The organism is Mycobacterium sp. IS-2888 (genome assembly GCF_001954215.1).
Classification (GTDB): Bacteria; Actinomycetota; Actinomycetes; order Mycobacteriales; family Mycobacteriaceae; genus Mycobacterium.
Genome location: NZ_MBET01000021.1, coordinates 18,634 through 36,278, shown reverse-complemented (window position 1 = coordinate 36,278; position 17,645 = coordinate 18,634). Strand labels below are relative to the sequence as shown.

13 protein-coding genes, 2 tRNA genes and 2 pseudogenes are annotated in these 17,645 nt (G+C 66.0%); 9 read left to right on the top strand and 8 right to left on the bottom strand.

Annotation, left to right across the window (positions count from 1 at the left end; genetic code table 11):
• The first annotated feature begins 130 nt into the window (after positions 1-130).
• The 5 genes from gyrB to A5745_RS03305 all read left to right on the top strand — a co-directional run bounded on the left by gyrB (position 131) and on the right by A5745_RS03305 (position 6,028).
• A complete protein-coding gene (gene gyrB, locus A5745_RS03325) occupies positions 131-2,161 on the top strand; it encodes a DNA topoisomerase (ATP-hydrolyzing) subunit B (RefSeq protein ID WP_076060018.1) in 2,031 nt (676 codons plus the stop codon).
• A gap of 33 nt (positions 2,162-2,194) precedes the next feature.
• A complete protein-coding gene (gene gyrA / locus A5745_RS03320) occupies positions 2,195-4,711 on the top strand; it encodes a DNA gyrase subunit A (RefSeq protein ID WP_076060017.1) in 2,517 nt (838 codons plus the stop codon).
• A gap of 69 nt (positions 4,712-4,780) precedes the next feature.
• A complete protein-coding gene (locus A5745_RS03315) occupies positions 4,781-5,665 on the top strand; it encodes a DUF3566 domain-containing protein (RefSeq protein ID WP_076060015.1) in 885 nt (294 codons plus the stop codon).
• A 71-nt stretch (positions 5,666-5,736) separates the two neighbouring features.
• Positions 5,737-5,810: transfer RNA gene (locus A5745_RS03310), tRNA-Ile, on the top strand.
• Between the two features lie 145 nt (positions 5,811-5,955).
• Positions 5,956-6,028: transfer RNA gene (locus A5745_RS03305), tRNA-Ala, on the top strand.
• Between the two features lie 5 nt (positions 6,029-6,033).
• Here the strand turns inward: A5745_RS03305 and A5745_RS03300 are convergent.
• Positions 6,034-7,182 carry a PPE family protein gene (locus tag A5745_RS03300; RefSeq protein WP_076115090.1) on the bottom strand — a complete coding sequence of 383 codons (1,149 nt, stop codon included), beginning with the start codon at positions 7,180-7,182 and terminating at the stop codon, positions 6,034-6,036.
• A gap of 428 nt (positions 7,183-7,610) precedes the next feature.
• Positions 7,611-8,045, bottom strand: coding sequence for a cell wall synthesis protein CwsA (cwsA, locus tag A5745_RS03295; protein WP_076115110.1), 435 nt, complete (start codon positions 8,043-8,045; stop codon positions 7,611-7,613).
• A 136-nt stretch (positions 8,046-8,181) separates the two neighbouring features.
• Here cwsA and A5745_RS03290 point away from each other — a divergent pair, with 136 nt between their 5' ends.
• Positions 8,182-8,730 (top strand): peptidylprolyl isomerase, encoded by a 549-nt coding sequence (locus tag A5745_RS03290; protein WP_076060011.1) that lies wholly within the window; start codon positions 8,182-8,184, stop codon positions 8,728-8,730.
• Positions 8,731-8,739: 9 nt separating this feature from the next.
• Here A5745_RS03290 and A5745_RS03285 read toward each other — a convergent pair whose 3' ends face one another.
• Both A5745_RS03285 and crgA read right to left on the bottom strand, forming a co-directional pair.
• Complete coding sequence (locus tag A5745_RS03285) at positions 8,740-9,165, bottom strand: PH domain-containing protein (RefSeq protein ID WP_076115089.1); 426 nt, start codon at positions 9,163-9,165, stop codon at positions 8,740-8,742.
• Between the two features lie 155 nt (positions 9,166-9,320).
• A complete protein-coding gene (crgA, locus tag A5745_RS03280) occupies positions 9,321-9,602 on the bottom strand; it encodes a cell division protein CrgA (protein ID WP_044509095.1) in 282 nt (93 codons plus the stop codon).
• 138 nt (positions 9,603-9,740) lie between these two features.
• Here crgA and A5745_RS03275 point away from each other — a divergent pair, with 138 nt between their 5' ends.
• Both A5745_RS03275 and A5745_RS03270 read left to right on the top strand, forming a co-directional pair.
• A complete protein-coding gene (locus A5745_RS03275; RefSeq protein WP_076115088.1) occupies positions 9,741-10,484 on the top strand; it encodes a DUF881 domain-containing protein in 744 nt (247 codons plus the stop codon).
• Between the two features lie 20 nt (positions 10,485-10,504).
• Positions 10,505-11,191, top strand: a complete 687-nt coding sequence (locus tag A5745_RS03270) for an aminodeoxychorismate/anthranilate synthase component II (protein WP_076115087.1) — start codon at positions 10,505-10,507, stop codon at positions 11,189-11,191.
• On the opposite strand, the gene pknB is transcribed toward A5745_RS03270, so the two are convergent.
• The 4 genes and pseudogenes from pknB to A5745_RS03250 all read right to left on the bottom strand — a co-directional run.
• The gene (gene pknB, locus A5745_RS03265; RefSeq protein WP_076060002.1) at positions 11,169-13,046 is read right to left on the bottom strand and encodes a Stk1 family PASTA domain-containing Ser/Thr kinase; all 1,878 of its coding nucleotides are present in this window, start codon (positions 13,044-13,046) and stop codon (positions 11,169-11,171) included. The two genes, A5745_RS03270 and pknB, sit on opposite strands and share 23 nt — an antisense overlap.
• Positions 13,043-14,356 (bottom strand): serine/threonine-protein kinase, encoded by a 1,314-nt coding sequence (locus A5745_RS03260; protein WP_076060001.1) that lies wholly within the window; start codon positions 14,354-14,356, stop codon positions 13,043-13,045. Before A5745_RS03260 ends, pknB begins: the two co-directional genes overlap by 4 nt.
• Positions 14,353-15,837 (bottom strand): D,D-transpeptidase PbpA, encoded by a 1,485-nt coding sequence (pbpA, locus tag A5745_RS03255; RefSeq protein WP_076059999.1) that lies wholly within the window; start codon positions 15,835-15,837, stop codon positions 14,353-14,355. The genes A5745_RS03260 and pbpA overlap by 4 nt, the downstream gene beginning before the upstream one ends.
• Positions 15,834-17,006 (bottom strand): annotated as a pseudogene (locus tag A5745_RS03250) (FtsW/RodA/SpoVE family cell cycle protein); the annotation flags it as partial. The pseudogene A5745_RS03250 and the gene pbpA, both read right to left, overlap by 4 nt.
• Between A5745_RS03250 and A5745_RS03245 the strand changes: the two are divergent.
• Positions 16,998-17,639 (top strand): annotated as a pseudogene (locus A5745_RS03245) (alpha/beta hydrolase); the annotation flags it as partial. The pseudogenes A5745_RS03250 and A5745_RS03245 sit on opposite strands and share 9 nt — an antisense overlap.
• Between the last annotated feature and the right edge of the window lie 6 nt (positions 17,640-17,645).

The window sequence follows — 17,645 nt, the reverse complement described above, 5'->3', positions numbered from 1 at the left end:
CGGCGCAGATAGCTGTGCAGAAACACCCTCACAGAATCGGTCCTGGCGCCCCTTATCGGTAGACTGGCGTGGAACCAGCGCAATGTCCCGGAGACTACCCGCGCGCAACCCCAAGGAGAGCCTTCCGCCCGTGGCTGCCCAAAAGAAGAAAACGAAAGAGTACGGCGCCGACTCGATCACCGTCCTGGAAGGGTTGGAAGCGGTCCGCAAACGCCCAGGCATGTACATCGGCTCCACCGGGGAGCGCGGATTGCACCATCTGATCTGGGAGGTCGTCGACAACGCTGTCGACGAGGCGATGGCGGGTTACGCCACGGAAGTCGACGTCAAGATTTTGGAGAACGGCGGCGTTCAAGTCACCGACAACGGCCGCGGTATCCCGGTGGGCATGCATGCCACCGGCATGCCGACGGTCGACGTGGTGATGACCCAGCTTCATGCCGGCGGAAAGTTCGGCGGTGATGACAGCGCCTACGCGGTGTCCGGTGGTTTGCACGGCGTGGGCGTGTCGGTGGTCAATGCATTGTCCACTCGACTCGAGGTCGAGATCTCGACCGACGGCTACGAGTGGTTCCAGCATTACGACCGCTCTATCCCCGGCACGCTGAAGCAGGGCGACAAAACCAAGAAGACCGGTACGACGGTCCGTTTCTGGGCCGACCCGGGCATCTTCGAGACCACGGACTACGACTTCGAGACCGTTGCCCGCCGGCTGCAGGAAATGGCGTTCCTCAACAAGGGACTGACCATCCACCTGACCGATGAGCGGGTGAGCAACGAAGAGGTGGTCGACGAAGTCGTCAGCGACACCGCAGAAGCGCCGAAGTCCGCACAGGAGAAGGCCGCAGAATCCGTTGCGCCGCACAAAGTCAAGCACCGCACCTTTCATTACCCGGGTGGTTTGGTCGACTACGTCAAGCACATCAACCGCACCAAGAACCCGATCCACTCCAGCATCGTCGACTTCTCAGACAAGGGGCCCGGCCACGAGGTGGAAATCGCGATGCAGTGGAACGCCGGTTATTCGGAGTCGGTTCATACGTTCGCCAACACCATCAACACCCACGAGGGCGGTACCCACGAGGAAGGGTTCCGCGCCGCGCTGACGTCGGTGGTGAACAAATACGCCAAAGACAAGAAACTGCTCAAAGACAAAGACCCCAATCTGACCGGCGACGATATCCGCGAGGGTTTGGCCGCGGTGATCTCGGTCAAGGTCAGCGAACCGCAGTTCGAGGGCCAGACGAAGACCAAACTGGGCAACACCGAAGTCAAGTCATTTGTGCAGAAAGCATGCAACGACAAGCTCTCGCACTGGTTCGAAGCCAACCCCAGTGACGCCAAGACGGTCGTCAACAAGGCGGTGTCTTCGGCGCAAGCTCGCATCGCGGCGCGCAAGGCACGGGAGTTGGTGCGCCGCAAGAGCGCCACGGATCTCGGCGGCCTACCGGGCAAGCTCGCCGACTGCCGATCCACCGACCCGCGCAAGTCCGAACTGTATGTCGTGGAAGGCGATTCGGCCGGCGGCTCGGCGAAGAGCGGCCGCGACTCGATGTTCCAGGCGATCCTTCCGTTGCGCGGCAAGATCATCAACGTCGAGAAGGCCCGCATCGACCGGGTGCTGAAGAACACCGAAGTCCAGGCGATCATCACCGCGCTGGGTACCGGGATTCACGACGAGTTCGACATCACCAAGCTGCGCTACCACAAGATCGTGCTGATGGCCGACGCCGACGTCGACGGCCAGCACATCTCCACGCTGCTGTTGACCCTGTTGTTCAGGTTCATGCGCCCGCTCATCGAGAACGGGCACGTGTTTCTGGCGCAGCCGCCGTTGTACAAGCTGAAGTGGCAGCGCAGCGATCCCGAGTTCGCCTACTCCGATCGCGAGCGCGACGGCCTGCTCGAGGCGGGGCAGAAGGCCGGCAAGAAGATCAACAAGGACGACGGCATCCAGCGCTACAAGGGTCTGGGTGAAATGGACGCCAAGGAATTGTGGGAGACCACGATGGACCCGACCGTGCGGGTGCTGCGCCAGGTCACCCTGGATGACGCGGCGGCCGCCGACGAGTTGTTCTCCATCCTGATGGGCGAGGACGTCGATGCACGCCGCAGCTTTATCACCCGCAACGCCAAGGACGTTCGCTTCCTGGATGTCTGACGAATCAGGCACGCCAACTAACACGAGGGACCGATGACTGATACGACGCTGCCACCCGGCGAGGGGCCAGCCGACCGGGTCGAGCCGGTTGACATTCAGCAGGAGATGCAGCGCAGCTACATCGATTACGCGATGAGCGTGATCGTGGGCCGCGCGCTGCCCGAGGTGCGCGACGGTCTCAAGCCGGTGCACCGCCGCGTGCTGTATGCGATGTACGACTCGGGGTTCCGCCCGGATCGCAGCCATGCGAAGTCGGCGCGGTCGGTCGCCGAGACGATGGGTAACTATCACCCGCACGGCGACGCCTCGATCTACGACACGCTGGTGCGCATGGCGCAGCCGTGGTCGCTGCGCTATCCGCTGGTCGACGGGCAGGGCAACTTCGGCTCGCCGGGCAACGACCCGCCGGCGGCGATGAGGTACACCGAAGCGCGGCTGACCCCGTTGGCGATGGAGATGCTGCGCGAAATCGACGAGGAGACAGTCGATTTCATTCCCAACTACGACGGTCGGGTGCAGGAGCCAACGGTACTGCCAAGCCGGTTCCCCAACCTGCTGGCCAACGGTTCGGGCGGCATCGCGGTCGGCATGGCCACCAACATCCCGCCGCACAACCTGCGCGAGCTCGCCGACGCGGTGTTCTGGTGCCTGGAAAACCACGAGGCCGACGAGGAGGCGACGCTGGCCGCCGTCATGGAGCGGGTCAAGGGGCCCGACTTCCCGACGTCCGGGCTGATCGTGGGCTCCCAGGGCATCTCCGACGCGTACAAGACCGGGCGTGGCTCGATCCGGATGCGCGGCGTCGTGGAAGTCGAAGAGGCCAGGGGCCGAACGTCTTTGGTCATCACCGAGTTGCCGTATCAGGTCAACCACGACAACTTCATCACTTCGATCGCCGAGCAGGTCCGCGACGGCAAGCTCGCCGGCATCTCCAACATCGAGGACCAATCCAGCGACCGGGTGGGCTTGCGCATCGTCATCGAGCTCAAGCGCGACGCCGTGGCGAAGGTAGTGCTGAACAACCTCTACAAGCACACCCAGCTGCAGACCAGCTTCGGCGCCAACATGCTGGCGATCGTCGACGGGGTGCCGCGCACGCTTCGGCTCGACCAGTTGATCCGCCACTACGTCGCGCACCAACTCGATGTCATCGTGCGGCGCACCACGTATCGGTTGCGCAAGGCCAACGAACGCGCACACATCTTGCGCGGCCTGGTCAAGGCGCTCGACGCGCTGGACGAGGTCATCGCCTTGATCCGGGCGTCGGAAACCGTCGACATCGCCCGGGCGGGGCTGATCGAGCTGCTCGACATCGACGACATCCAGGCCCAGGCCATCCTGGACATGCAGCTGCGGCGCCTGGCCGCCCTAGAGCGCCAGCGCATCATCGACGACCTGGCCAAGATCGAGGCCGAGATCGCCGACCTGGAGGACATCCTGGCCAAGCCGGAGCGGCAGCGCGGGATCGTGCGCGACGAACTCGGCGAGATCGTCGAAAAGCACGGCGACGACCGTCGCACCCGGATCATCGCGGCCGACGGAGAGGTCAGCGACGAGGATCTGATCGCGCGCGAGGAGGTCGTCGTCACCATCACCGAAACCGGGTACGCCAAGCGCACGAAGACCGATCTGTATCGCAGCCAGAAGCGCGGCGGGAAGGGCGTGCAGGGCGCGGGGCTCAAGCAGGACGACATCGTCCGGCACTTTTTCCTGTCCTCGACGCACGACTGGATCCTGTTCTTCACCACGCAAGGACGGGTGTATCGCGCCAAGGCGTACGAGCTGCCGGAGGCGTCGCGGACGGCGCGCGGCCAGCACGTCGCCAACCTGCTGGCCTTCCAGCCGGAGGAGCGCATCGCGCAGGTCATCCAGATCAAGGGCTACGAGGATGCGCCGTACCTGGTGCTGGCCACCAAGAACGGCCTGGTCAAAAAGTCCAGACTGACCGACTTCGACTCCAACCGCTCGGGTGGGATCGTCGCCGTCAACCTGCGCGACGGCGACGAGCTGGTCGGCGCCGTGCTCTGCTCCTCCGAGGACGACCTGCTCCTGGTGTCGGCCAACGGCCAGTCCATCAGGTTCTCGGCAACCGACGAGGCGCTCCGGCCGATGGGCCGCGCCACGTCCGGCGTGCAGGGCATGCGATTCAACGAGGACGACCGACTGCTGTCGCTGAACGTAATCCAGGAAGGCACCTACCTGCTGGTCGCCACGGCCGGGGGTTACGCCAAACGCACCGCGATCGAGGAGTACCCGGTGCAGGGCCGCGGCGGCAAGGGCGTGCTGACCGTTCAGTACGACCGTCGGCGTGGCAGGCTGGTAGGGGCGTTGATCGTCGACGAGGAGAGCGAGCTCTACGCGATCACCTCGGGTGGGGGCGTCATCCGCACGGCCGCACGTCAGGTCCGCAAGGCGGGACGGCAGACCAAGGGCGTTCGGTTGATGAACCTGGGTGAGGGTGACACTCTGTTAGCCATCGCACGAAACGCCGAAGAAAGCGCCGAGGAAGAAATCGGGGCGATCGACGGCGTCGAGGAGTCGGACGGCTAATAGACTCGGCCCGACCGCACAGTCGACAGCCAGCGCCGGGCGGCCTTGGTACATACGTAAGGAGTCGGGGTGACTTCACCCAACGAGCCGGGGGCCCCCAACAAGGGTGACAGCCTGAACGGGGACGGTTCGGTCGAGCGAGCCGGTGTACACCGCGCGACGCCCGCCCAGGCTGGCCGCATTCCGGATGCCGCGGACGTGCCGCCGCGGGGGCGCGGCCCCGGGCGGCCCCCTCAGCCACCGCATCGCCAGGCGGAACCCCACGCCGAGCCGCGGCCGTCGGGCCCGCCCTCCGGGGTGGATGCGCGGCTGAACCGTTTCATCTCCGGCACCGCGGCTCCGGGGGCGTCGGCGCATCCGAAGAGCCCGCCGCAGGACTTCGATGCCCCGCCCCGCGGCGACGGGCCGCCCGCCGAGGCGTACGCCAGCGAATTGCCCGATCTGTCCGGGCCCATCCCGCGGGCCTCGCAACGCAAACCCGCGCCCGATCGCACCGCGGAGACGTCGACCACGACGGGATCGGGCCGCTCGGCAACCGATGAAGCCAGAGAAAGCCGCGAAAACCGGATGCGCGTATCGCGGCGAAACCGTGGCCCAGTTCGGGCCAGCATGCAGATCCGCCGGATCGACCCGTGGAGCACGCTGAAGGTGTCGCTGTTGCTGTCGGTGGCGCTGTTCTTCGTCTGGATGATCGCGGTGGCGTTCCTGTACCTGGTGCTCGGCGGCATGGGTGTGTGGTCGAAGCTCAACAGCAACGTCGGTGACCTACTGAACAACACCAGCGGCAGCAGCGGCGAGCTGGTCTCCAGCGGCACCATCTTCGGTGGCGCCGTCTTGATCGGCCTGGTGAATATCGTGCTGCTGACCGCGATGGCCACCATCGCCGCGTTCGTCTACAACCTGACCACCGACCTGATCGGCGGCATCGAAGTAACCCTGGCCGACCGCGACTAGCGCCGATTCCCGGGATTTTGGGGGTGGGGCGGCGATTGCGGTAATCTCGTCGCTCGGCCGTACGCGCGTACGGGCCTATAGCTCAGGCGGTTAGAGCGCTTCGCTGATAACGAAGAGGTCGGAGGTTCGAGTCCTCCTAGGCCCACAACCATGTGCTCGTCCAGACGTTACGTACGACTCGCAGTGCCGCTGGCATTGATCGCTGCGGTGGCCGCGGTGGTGTGGTCGCGACGTGGGGTCGAGGTCTGGCACATGGCCCCGGTTGATGCGCCCGCAGCCGATCAGCCAGAGGGGCCTTAGCTCAGTTGGTAGAGCACTGCCTTTGCAAGGCAGGTGTCAGGGGTTCGATTCCCCTAGGCTCCACGGCATCATCCGCCTGACGGAGGCCGCCGCATGATGGTGCCGAAGATCGGCGGTCCGTAGCCTTTCTCATTGGGTTTGTCCCGCTGGGCCTTTCGTGCTCCCGGCGGCATCGGCGGGACGAACATCGGAACTAGTGGGGCGCCCTCGGCTGTTGTTGCCGCCGCCAACGGTGCCTGTGCGGCAGCCAGCTGGATCGGCGAAGTGACCGCCGACGGCGGGACCACCAGGTTGCCGACATACATTCCCCTGCCCAGAGTGGCGGTGACATTAGCCTCCACCGCGCCGGCTGTAGCGGCGGGTGGGGCAAAGAAATTGGGGGCCCCTCCCACGGCCTCGGGACCGGTGAGGTTGTAGGCAATGGCCAGGTTACGGGGGGTCGGGGCCAGGACGTCCGGGTATTGGCCGGGCATGAAATCGTGACCACCCGTGAAGAGACCGATCGCGTTGAACGGGAGCCCGCCCTGGATCAAGTTGGCGGGGGCTAGCTGGCTGATCAACCACGCGAGGGTCGGATTCGTGAAAATCGGATCCGTCGGAAGGTTGATGTCAGCGGCGGCGGCGGCGGCTTGCGGGGCGGCCTGTGCGGCGGCTTGTGTAGTGGCGGTGGCGACCGCCGCACGCTGCGTTGCCTCGCCGGCCGGGTTGGTGGTGGTGGGTGGAGGCGTGAACGGCTGTAGCGCCATGGTCTGCAGGCTGGTGGCCTGGTAGCCGAGCATGGCGGTCGTGTTATCAGCCCACATCTGCAAGTACTGCAGCTCGGTGGCGGCGATGGCGGGGAAATTGATGCCGAAGTAGTTGGTCGCGATCAGCTGAGCCAGCAGCGTGCGGTTGGCGGTGACCACGCTGGGATGCACGATGGCTGTCTGGGTGGCGACGAAGGAGCCGGCCATGCTGGTAGCCGCCATCGACAGTTGAGCGGCCTCGGCCGCGGTGGTTTGCATCCAGCTGACGTAGGGGATGGTGGACAGGGTCATCGCCGTCGCTGCTGGTCCCTGCCAGGGAATGCTCGCCACGGTCGCGGCGTAGTCGGAGGCGGTCTGCCCCAGCTCGATCGCCAGCTCGCGCCAGGCGTTGGCGGCGGCGAGCCACGATTCGGGCCCCGGCCCTGAATGAATCAGCGCCGATGTGACCTCGGGAGGAGCCCAGAAATCCACGCTTATCCTGTCAATGCTCGCGGTCGATAGCGGTTGCGACGAAGCCCTGTGCGGTAGCCATGCTCTTGTTCCTTCAACATAGGCTAATCAATACGGCGGGCACTGTCGGTGGTCTATCACAAGGAATGTTCAGGGTATTGAATATTCGGCAAACTTTCTGGCTGTCGGGCACTTTTGTCAACGGCATAAAAACGTCCCCCGTGCCGACCTATCCGATTTCTTATTGAAGTCTATTCCTTCACGCGCCTTCAACGGCGAACCTCAAGGCTCGAACGTCGTCCTGCTGAGCTCCCTTGCCCGCCGGGTGCCCGCATCCGACCGCAGTTGCACGCAACTTCGGTTAACCGCGGCGAAGCGTGTCCAGGCCCAATAGACGTCAAAAGCGGTTACTCGCAGCATGATTCGAGCTTCAGGTGCCACAAAGCCGCTCAGGGGCGCGGTTGCACGTCGACACTGGGCGGACGCGGCGATGGCTCAGTGCGCCGCCTTGCGGAGCGCCGGGCGATGCTGAAGGCGGCAGCGCCACCGGCCAACACCCCGACGACAACCCCCGCGATCAGCCATGGGCGCTTGCCGTGACGCCGTTGGGACCGGCGCGCGTCCTGCAGGGCCTGCGGCAGGTTCGCGACCACTTGCTGCGCTGCGGCAAGCTCTTGGGCGAGAGTTTCTTGCGCCGCGCCGATTTCGCGAGCCAGCCGGCCCTCCCGGTAACGGCGACGCAATCCCGACGCGGTCGCTTGCGCGGAGTGCGCCCCCAGCCCGACAACCCCTCGCGTGACGTCCACCGGTCCCAACGCCGAATAGGCGAGGCCGCGGGCCAATCGCTCACGGGGGGTCAACCGGTGGTCCGCCTGTGCGCTCATCCGCTGCCTTTCTGTGCCGTGGGTGGAACCTACAGACTGCCACCAAAAAGACGCCCGCGGCACCATCGCCTTCACGACGTGTTCGGCCCTACCCGCTTCGGTCGATCGACACCGGGTGCGGGCATGCCCGCGGGTGATGGCAGACTGTGACCTCGTGACTAACAGCCCCTTTCAGACTGCTACCGCCACGCTGCACACCAACCGTGGAGACATCAAGATCGCCCTGTTCGGAAACCATGCGCCCAAGACTGTCGCCAATTTCGTTGGCCTGGCGCAGGGCACGAAGGAGTACTCGACGCAGAACGCCTCGGGTAGCCCCTCCGGACCGTTCTACGATGGCGCGGTCTTCCACCGGGTGATCAAGGGATTCATGATCCAGGGCGGCGACCCGACCGGTACCGGTCGCGGCGGCCCGGGCTACAAGTTCGCCGACGAGTTCCACCCCGAGTTGCAGTTCGACAAGCCATACCTTTTGGCGATGGCCAACGCGGGCCCGGGCACCAACGGCTCGCAGTTCTTCATCACCGTCGACCAGACACCGCACCTGAACCGGCGGCACACGATCTTCGGCGAAGTGACCGACCCCGAATCGCAGAAGGTCGTCGACACGATCGCGACGACGGACACCGACGGCAACGACCGTCCCACCGAGCCGGTCGTGATCGAGTCGATCACCATCTCCTGAGGCCGCCGGCTAGCCTTCCCGCGGCCCGGCGTAGCCGGCATCGGTAAGTGTGTCGAGCACGTCCAGGGGTTCGGTCCCGAGGTCCCAACGGGAGAAGACGACCAACCCGCCGTCGACCGTTTCGACTTCGAGCAACCGCATTTTGCGGGCCATCCGACGAAACTCGGTGATCCGGATGATCTTGATGTCGGAGCGCTGCAATTGCTGCGTTCGGAACCAGCCCCGGATCACCAGGCCGTCGGGCGTGATTGCCAGCTTCGGTCGCGCGCGCCACGTCGCGCCCGCAAACAAGATCAGACCGGCGGCGGCAATCCCCGTGATAACCCGCCCCGGCGGATCTGTGACCAGGGTCACACTCGCGATAGCCATCAAAACGCCGGCAACGCCGCAACCAGCGATTCCGGCCGCAGGAGGCTCCCATTTAGTTTGCTGCACTAGGCCTCCACCCCCTCCCACCACTGCCTATGCAGTTATCCACAAGCGCTATCAACAGTGGGGATAAATCACACGCGTGTGATTGGGTGGTCACAACGTTGCTGGCTCAGTAACGCAGCGACCCCAAGATGAATTCATTCCGGATTTGATCTTGGTCAGTGCCAACGCATTGTGAGCAACAAGCCGGTGATCATGAAAGCGAACGCGATCGCGTAGTTCCACGGCCCCAATTGCGCCATCCAGTGCAGCGCCGTCGGGGCTTGGCTGCCGACAGCGGCCAATTGAAACACCATCAGCCACACCAGCCCGATCAGCATGAGGCCGACGAACAGCGCGACGAACCACACACTCGACGGTCCGACCTTCACCTTCACCGGGGTACGGCTGACCGCGCTGACGGTGAAGTCGTTCTTCTTGCGGACCTTGGACTTGGGCATGGTTACCTCGGGGATATCTCGGAACTACCTCAACGACACGGTGAGCGGGACGGGTGCAACGATAACGACTGATGCTGCACGCATAACTTGGCTACGAGACTAACCCACCTGGCGCGTTCGCCAGGAAATGGAGAGCCGATGAACGATACGCGCAGCTCGCCGTGGCGCTTCGGCGTGCCATTGGTCTGCCTGCTGGCGGGATTGCTGCTGGCCGCCACCCACGGCGTGTCCGGCGGCACCGAGATCCGCCGCAGCGACGCCCCGCGTCTGGTCGACTTGGTCCGCGAGGCGCAGTCGTCGGTGAACCATCTCAAAGCGGAACGCGATGAGCTGGCGGGCAAGATCGACTCGATGCACGGCAAGTCGTCGAATGCCGCGTTGGCCGCGATGCTGCGGCGGTCCGCCGAGCTGGCCGGTGAGGCTGGGATGGATCCGGTGCACGGCCCGGGTCTGGCCGTGACGCTGCAGGATGCCCAGCGTGACGCCAATGGCCGGTTTCCCCGCGATGCCTCCCCGGACGACCTGGTGGTGCACCAGCAAGACATCCAGGCCGTGCTGAACGCGTTGTGGAGCGCCGGCGCCGAGGCGATCCAGATGCAAGACCAGCGCATCATCGGAACCTCGGTGCCCCGCTGCGTCGGAAATACGCTCCTGCTCAACGGCCGTACCTACAGCCCGCCCTACACGATCACCGCGATCGGCAACGCCGCGGCGATGCAGGCCGCGCTGGCCGCCGCTCCCCTGGTGACCCTCTACAAGCAGTACGTGGTCCGATTCGGGCTGGGCTATCGCGAAGAGGTCAAGCCGGACGTGCAGATCGTCGGCCACACCGAACCGGTCCGGATGCATTTCGCGCAACCGGCGGGCCCGGTCGGGTATTGAGCGAACGGTACCCTGGCACGATGCGGATCCTGGTTGTCGACAATTACGACAGCTTCGTGTTCAACCTGGTGCAGTACCTAGGACAGCTCGGCGTCGAGGCGCAGGTGTGGCGAAACGACGATGCGCGACTGTCCGAGGAATCCGCGGTCACCACCGAGTTCGACGGCGTTCTGCTGAGCCCCGGCCCGGGCACCCCGGAACGGGCGGGTGCGTCCGTCGCCCTGGTCCGCGCGTGCGGAGCGGCGCGCACCCCATTGCTCGGAGTCTGCCTGGGACACCAGGCAATCGGCGTCGCATTCGGCGCCACCGTCGACCGTGCGCCGGAATTGTTGCACGGCAAGACCAGCAGCGTGTACCACACCAATGCCGGTGTCCTGCAAGGGCTTCCGGATCCGTTCACCGCGACTCGGTACCATTCGCTGACGATTCTGCCTGACTCGCTGCCGCCGGTGCTCGAGGTCACGGCGCGGACTCGCAGCGGCGTCATCATGGCCGTGCGGCACACCGAGTTGCCCATCCACGGCGTCCAGTTCCATCCCGAGTCGATCCTGACCGAGGGCGGCCACCGCATGCTGGCCAACTGGCTCGCCTACTGCGGGTGGGCGCGCAACGACACGCTGGTCCGCCGGTTGGAGAACGAGGTGCGCGCCGCGGTGCGGCCGCAGTTGCCGGCAGATCCCGCCGCTACTGGCCGAACTTCAGCGTGACGACCCCGTCGCGGTTGCAGCCGGCCCCGGCGGGCGGATTCTGGTAGACCACCCGGTGGGCCTGGGAACCGCCGGCGTCGACGTCGGGCCCCTTGTCCAGGAACCCCGTCCAGCCCAGCGCCCGCAGCCGTGGTTCCGCATCGGTCCAAAACATGCCCGACAGGTCGGGCATGACGAACTGGTTGCCCTTGGACACCTGTAGTTCGATGACGGAGTCGACCGGGACCGTCTGGCCCTTAGGCGGATTGGTGCCGACCACTTCGCCCGCCGGGCGGGTGCTGTCGACCGAGGCCTGGCTGAACTTGGTGAAGCCATAGACGTTGAGGTTCTTTTGCGCCGCGTCCACCGTCTGGCCGGCGACGTCGGGCAGCTGCTTGGTTTCCGGGCCCGAGCCGACGATGATCGTCACCACGTTGGTGATCGCCGAGGTCTGGTTGGCCGGGGGGTTGGTCCCGATGACCTTGCCGATGAGGTCGGGCGTCGACGGCGAGTTGGCTTGCTTGAACTTGCTGAAACCGGCGGCGGTCAGCTTCTTGACCGCATCGGAGTAGCTCAGCGAGGAGACGTCCGGCAGTTCGCGTTGCTCTGGACCTGTGGAGACGTTGATGGTGATCTCGTCGCCCGCGCCCACCGAGGCATTGGCGCCGGGGTCGGTGCTGATGACGTGGTCGGGCGGGATCGTCGAGTCGGGCTTCTGCAGGGTGCGCGTCTTGAAGCCGCGATTCTGCAGCGCGGCAATCGCGTCCGCGGAGACCTGGCCCCGCATGTCGGGCACCTGAACGTCGCGGGTGCCGCCGCCGAAGGTGTTGAAGGCGATGACGACGACGATCGTCAGCACCGCCAGCACGGCGACCGCGACGACCCAGCGACCGATCGAACCGCCCATCCGATCGTCGTCGGCGCGGTCCAGCGCTTGGCGAGGTAGTGGGTCGGTGCGCGGGCCGCCGAGGTTCGGACCCGTCGACGTCAGCAACGAGCTCCGGTCGGCGTCGGTGAGGACCTTGGGCGCCTCGGGTGGCTCGCCGTTGTGCACGCGAACCAGATCTGCGCGCATCTCCGCGGCGGTCTGATAGCGATTGTCCGGATTCTTGGCCAATGCCTTGAGGACGACGGCGTCGAGGTCGGCGGAGATGCCTTCGTGCCGCGCCGACGGTGGAATCGGGTCCTCGCGCACATGCTGGTAGGCGACCGAGACGGGCGAGTCACCGGTGAAAGGTGGCTCGCCAGTAAGGATTTCGTACAGCACACAGCCCAACGAGTACACGTCGGATCGAGCGTCGACCGTATCGCCGCGGGCCTGCTCGGGTGACAGGTATTGGGCGGTCCCGATCACGGCGGCGGTCTGGGTGACGCTGTTGCTGTCGGCAATCGCGCGCGCGATGCCGAAGTCCATCACCTTCACCGCGTTGGTCGTGCTGATCATGATGTTTGCCGGCTTGACGTCGCGGTGAATGATGCCGTTCTGATGGCTGAAGTTCAGCGCCTGGCAGGCGTCGGCGATGATCTCGATCGCGCGGCGGGGTGGGAGCGGTCCGTCGGTGTGCACGATGTCGCGCAGGGTTACGCCGTCGACGTACTCCATGACGATGTAGGGCAGCGGGCCCGCGGCGGTCTCCGCCTCGCCGGTGTCGTACACCGCGACGATCGACGGGTGATTCAGCGCCGCGGCGTTCTGCGCCTCCCGGCGGAACCGCAGATAGAAGCTGGGGTCACGGGCCAGGTCGGCGCGCAGCACCTTGACCGCGACGTCGCGGTGGAGGCGAACGTCGCGGGCCAAGTGAACCTCGGACATACCCCCGAAACCGAGGATGTCACCGAGTTCATAGCGGTCGGACAGGTGCTGCGGGGTTGTCATTGCGGTATCTCGTACTGGGCCGGCGACGCGCTGGGTGTGAAGGGGATGTCCCAGCCGGGTTCGGGCCGCCCGCTCCGCAGTCCAGAATTACCTATCGTCGGTCGATCCGTCCAATTAAGCCGCAGGCCGGGGCCCGCACCGCTCGGGGTCTTCGTCGCCGGCGGGGTCCCGGTGTCGGTGACGGTCGGGGCGGGTGTCTGCTGCTGCTCGTTCTCCGTGCGGGAGTTGATGACGATGAGCACCGCGATGATGATCGCCAGCGCGCCAAGCACCCCGGCCGCCCACAGCAGCGCGCGCTGACCCGATGAGAACGTTCGCCGCGGCGCGGGCGTCCGGTGCCCGCCCGTCGACGGCCGGGATCGGCGGGGCGGCGGCGTCCGGCCGGTGGCGGTGGCCGCCCTGGTTGTCGCACCGGAGGAGATCGCGACCGGCGCGGCCCGACCGGGCGGCGGTGACTGGCTCGGCCGAGGCGGGCGTCGTCCGGCCCGCACGGCAGCCACGGCGTCGGCGAAGGGTCCCCCGCTGCGGTAGCGCATACCGGGGTTCTTGACCAACGTGATCTCGATGAGTTCTCGCACGTTGGGCGGAAGCTCGGACGGGAGCGGCGGCGGGGGCTCCTTGATGTGCTTCATCGCCACGGTCAGCGCGCCGTCACCGGTGAACGGCCGCTTGCCCGAAACTACTTCGTACCCAACGACTCCCAGCGAGTAGACGTCGCTGGCGGGGGTGGCGTCGTGGCCCAGGGCCTGCTCGGGCGCGATGTATTGCGCGGTGCCCATCACCATGCCGGTCTGGGTCACCGGCGCGGCGTCGACGGCCTTGGCGATGCCGAAGTCGGTGATTTTCACCTGACCGGTGGGGGTGATCAAGATGTTGCCCGGTTTGACGTCGCGGTGTACCAGGCCGGCGGCGTGCGCGACCTGGAGGGCGCGGCCCGTCTGCTCGAGCATGTCCAGCGCGTGCCGGAGCGACAGCCGCCCCGTGCGCTTGAGCACCGAATTCAGCGGTTCGCCGTTGACCAGCTCCATGACCAGGTAAGCGGTGCGGCCCTCCCCGTCCATCTGGCTCTCGCCGTAGTCGTGGACGCTGGCGATTCCGGGATGGTTGAGCATCGCGGTGGTGCGCGCCTCCGCGCGGAACCGCTCGATGAACTCGGGATCCTGGGAGAATTCGCCCTTGAGCACTTTGACCGCAACGCGCCGGCCCAGCCGGCTGTCGACCGCCTCCCACACCTGGCCCATGCCACCGGTGGCGATCAGGCGCTGCAGGCGGTATCTGCCAGACAGCGTCACACCAACTCGCGGGCTCATGGTCCTCCCTGCAGCGCGGCCTCGATGACTGCCCGCCCGATCGGTGCTGCGAGTGCACCGCCCGTCGCGGACAGGCGGTCGGCGCCGTTCTCCACTAGTACCGCCACGGCCACCTTCGGTGATTGCGCGGGCGCGAAAGCGATATACCACGCGTGCGGCGGAGTGTGCCGCGGGTCGGTGCCATGCTCTGCGGTACCAGTTTTGGATGCGATCTGCACGCCGGGAATGGCCCCTTTCTGTTGTGCGACCTTCTCGGCGCCGACCATCAGCTCTGTTAGCTTAGCGGCGACCTGCGGCGACACGGCGCGGCGCTGTTGATAGGGCGCGGTGGTACTGATGTTGGCCAGGTCTGGACCCTTGAGGCTATCGATCAAGTAGGGCTGCATCGTCACCCCGTTGTTCGCGATGGTCGCGGCGACCTCCGCATTTTCCAGCGGCGTCAGCGCGACGTCCTTCTGACCGATGCTCGACATTCCCAGCGCGGCGGCATCCGGGATGATGCCGACCGTCGACTCCGCGACCTGTAGCGGAATGACACTCGGGGTGCTGTCCAGGCCGAACGACCGGGCCATGCTGCGCAGCGCGTCGGCGCCGGTGAGCATTCCCAACTGGACGAATGCGGTGTTGCACGACAGGGCGAAGGCCTCGCTGAGCGGCACAGTCGACGCGCCGCCGTTGCCGCATGGCTTGCCCCCATAGTTCTCCAGGGTGGCGGTGCTGTCGGGCAACGAAATTGTCGGCGCCGCGGTCAACTGCTCGGAGTCGGTAGCTCCGGCCTGCAAGGCCGCAGCGGTGGTGATCACCTTGAACGTGGAACCAGGCGGGTAGGTCTCGGAGATGGCCCGGTTGGTCAGCGGACTGTCGACGTCGTCGCGCAGTCGCTGCCACGCCTGCGCCTGCACCTCAGGGTCATGCGACGCCAGCAGGTTGGGGTCATAGGACGGCGACGACACCATGGCCAAAATCTTGCCGGTCGACGGCTCGAGGGCGACGACGGCTCCCTTGCACGGCGGCCCACCGCAGCCCTGCTGCATCGCGTCCCACCCGGCCTGCTGGACGTGCGGGTTGATAGTGGTGTCGACGTTTCCGCCGCGCGGATCGCGCCCGGTGAAGAAGTCGGCCAGCCGTCGCCCGAACAGCCGCTCGTCGGACCCGTTGAGCAGCGGGTCCTCGGCTCGCTCCAGGCCCGAGCTGGAATAGCGCAGTGAGTAAAAGCCGGTGATCGGGGCGTACACAGCGGGATTGGGATATACCCGCAGGAATCGGAAGTGGCTGTCGGTGGCCACCGAATAGGCCAGCAGCTGGCCGCCCGCGATGATCTGGCCGCGCTGACGCGAGTACTCGTCGAGCAGGACGCGCTGATTGCGCGGGTCGGCGCGCAGCCCGTCGGCGGCGAAGACTTGCGTCATGGTGGCGTTGAGCAGCAGCAGCACGATCAACGCCATCACGGTCACCGAGATCCGACGCAGAGAGGTGTTCATACCCGCTCGATCACTTCGGTGCCGGCCGCCGCGATGGGCGACTTGTTGAGTGCGCGTGTGCGCAATGGACGCCGGGCGCTGTGCGAGACGCGCGCCAGAATCCCCAGCAGCACATAGTTCGCCAGCAGCGAGGAGCCGCCGTAGGACATCCACGGAGTGGTCAGCCCGGTCAGCGGAATGAGCTGGGTTACCCCGCCGACGACGATGAACAGCTGAATGGCCAGCGTCGACGCCAGGCCGGCGGCCAACAGCTTGCCGAAGCTTTCCCGTGTCGCGATCGCGGTGCGCAGGCCACGGACGAGGACGATCGTGTAGAGCATCAAGATGCTGGCGAGCCCGACGAGTCCGAGTTCTTCACCGAACGCGGCGATGATGAAATCGGTGGACGCCGCCGGCACGGTGTCGGGTTGACCGTTGCCCAGCCCGGTGCCGAAGATGCCGCCGGTAGCAAAGCTGAATAGCGACTGCACGATCTGATAGCCGTGCCCGTCGGGGTCGGCGAAGGGGTCCCACCACGTCTGCACGCGAACCCGGACGTGCTCGAAAATGAAATACGCCACAACGCTTCCCGCCGCGAACAGCACCAGGCCGATGACAACCCAACCGAACCGCTGGGTGGCGAGGTATACCACCACCAGGAACGACGCATAGAGCAGCAGCGAAGTACCGAGATCTTTCTCGAAGACCATCACACCTATCGAGATCACCCATGCCGCGAGCAGCGGGGCGAGGTCGCGTGCGCGGGGCACGTTCAAGCCCATGAAATGCCGGCCGACGCTGGTGAACAGGCCGCGCTTGGCGACCAGCACCGCGGAGAAGAAGATCAGCAGCAGAATCTTGGAGAATTCGGCGGGCTGAATCGAGAAGCCCGGGAAGCGAATCCAGATCTTGGCGCCGTTCTCCTCGGACAGCGACGCTGGCAGCAGCGCGGGGATTATCAAGAAGACCAGGCCCGCGAACCCGCAGACGTAGCCGTAGCGCGCGAGTTGTCGGTGGTCCTTCAAAAAGGTGACGACGAGCGCGAACGCGGCCACCCCGACCAGCGTCCACAGCATCTGCTGGGTTGCGCTGGGGTGATGGCGACCGCTCGACTCGTTGTTGACGATGTCCAGCCGGTGGATCATCACCAAGCCAAGTCCGTTGAGCAACGCCACAATTGGCAGCAGGACGACCGGTTGTGCCGCCGGTTCAGCTCCAGGTTGGGGATCACGGTCGCATCGGTGGATTACCGGCTGGCCCCCGAACATCCCTATCCCGCACCGCTCGAGGACTGCTATACCGCTTTGACCTGGCTGGCCGGGCAGCCCGGTGTGGACCCGGGACGGATCGCGATCGGCGGTGCCAGCGCCGGCGGCGGGCTGGCGGCGGCCCTGGCCCTGCTGGCGCGCGACCGCGGCGATGTCGCACCCGCGTTCCAGCTACTCGTCTACCCCATGCTCGACGATCGCAGTTCCACCACCGCGGACCAGCCGCACTACCGGCTGTGGAACCCGCGCAGCAACCACTTCGGCTGGACGGCCTACCTCGGCGATGCCGACCCCTCGGTAGCCGTGCCGGCGCGGCGCGACGACCTGAGTGGCCTGCCACCCGCGTGGATCGGGGTGGGCACCCACGACCTGTTCCACGACGAGGATCTCGCCTACGCCGAACGGCTGCGCGCCGCCGGGGTGCCGTGCGAGGTCGAGGTGGTCCCCGGCGTATTCCACGGGTTCGACCTGTTCGTGCCGAAAGCCCAAGTGTCGCAACGTTTTTTCGACACTCAGTGCGACAGTTTGCGCGCCGCGCTCGCCCCCGCCGGCTGATCGCCC

What these genes read in the sequence shown, in the direction of transcription:
- cwsA (WP_076115110.1), bottom strand. Translation starts at nt 8,045, where the DNA reads ATGAGCGCACAGGCGGACCACCGGTTGACCCCCCGTGAGCGATTGGCC.
- gyrA (WP_076060017.1), top strand. Translation starts at nt 2,195, where the DNA reads ATGACTGATACGACGCTGCCACCCGGCGAGGGGCCAGCCGACCGGGTC.
- A5745_RS03270 (WP_076115087.1), top strand. Translation starts at nt 10,505, where the DNA reads ATGCGGATCCTGGTTGTCGACAATTACGACAGCTTCGTGTTCAACCTG.
- A5745_RS03290 (WP_076060011.1), top strand. Translation starts at nt 8,182, where the DNA reads ATGGCAGACTGTGACCTCGTGACTAACAGCCCCTTTCAGACTGCTACC.
- A5745_RS03260 (WP_076060001.1), bottom strand. Translation starts at nt 14,356, where the DNA reads ATGAGCCCGCGAGTTGGTGTGACGCTGTCTGGCAGATACCGCCTGCAG.
- pknB (WP_076060002.1), bottom strand. Translation starts at nt 13,046, where the DNA reads ATGACAACCCCGCAGCACCTGTCCGACCGCTATGAACTCGGTGACATC.
- A5745_RS03275 (WP_076115088.1), top strand. Translation starts at nt 9,741, where the DNA reads ATGAACGATACGCGCAGCTCGCCGTGGCGCTTCGGCGTGCCATTGGTC.
- crgA (WP_044509095.1), bottom strand. Translation starts at nt 9,602, where the DNA reads ATGCCCAAGTCCAAGGTCCGCAAGAAGAACGACTTCACCGTCAGCGCG.
- pbpA (WP_076059999.1), bottom strand. Translation starts at nt 15,837, where the DNA reads ATGAACACCTCTCTGCGTCGGATCTCGGTGACCGTGATGGCGTTGATC.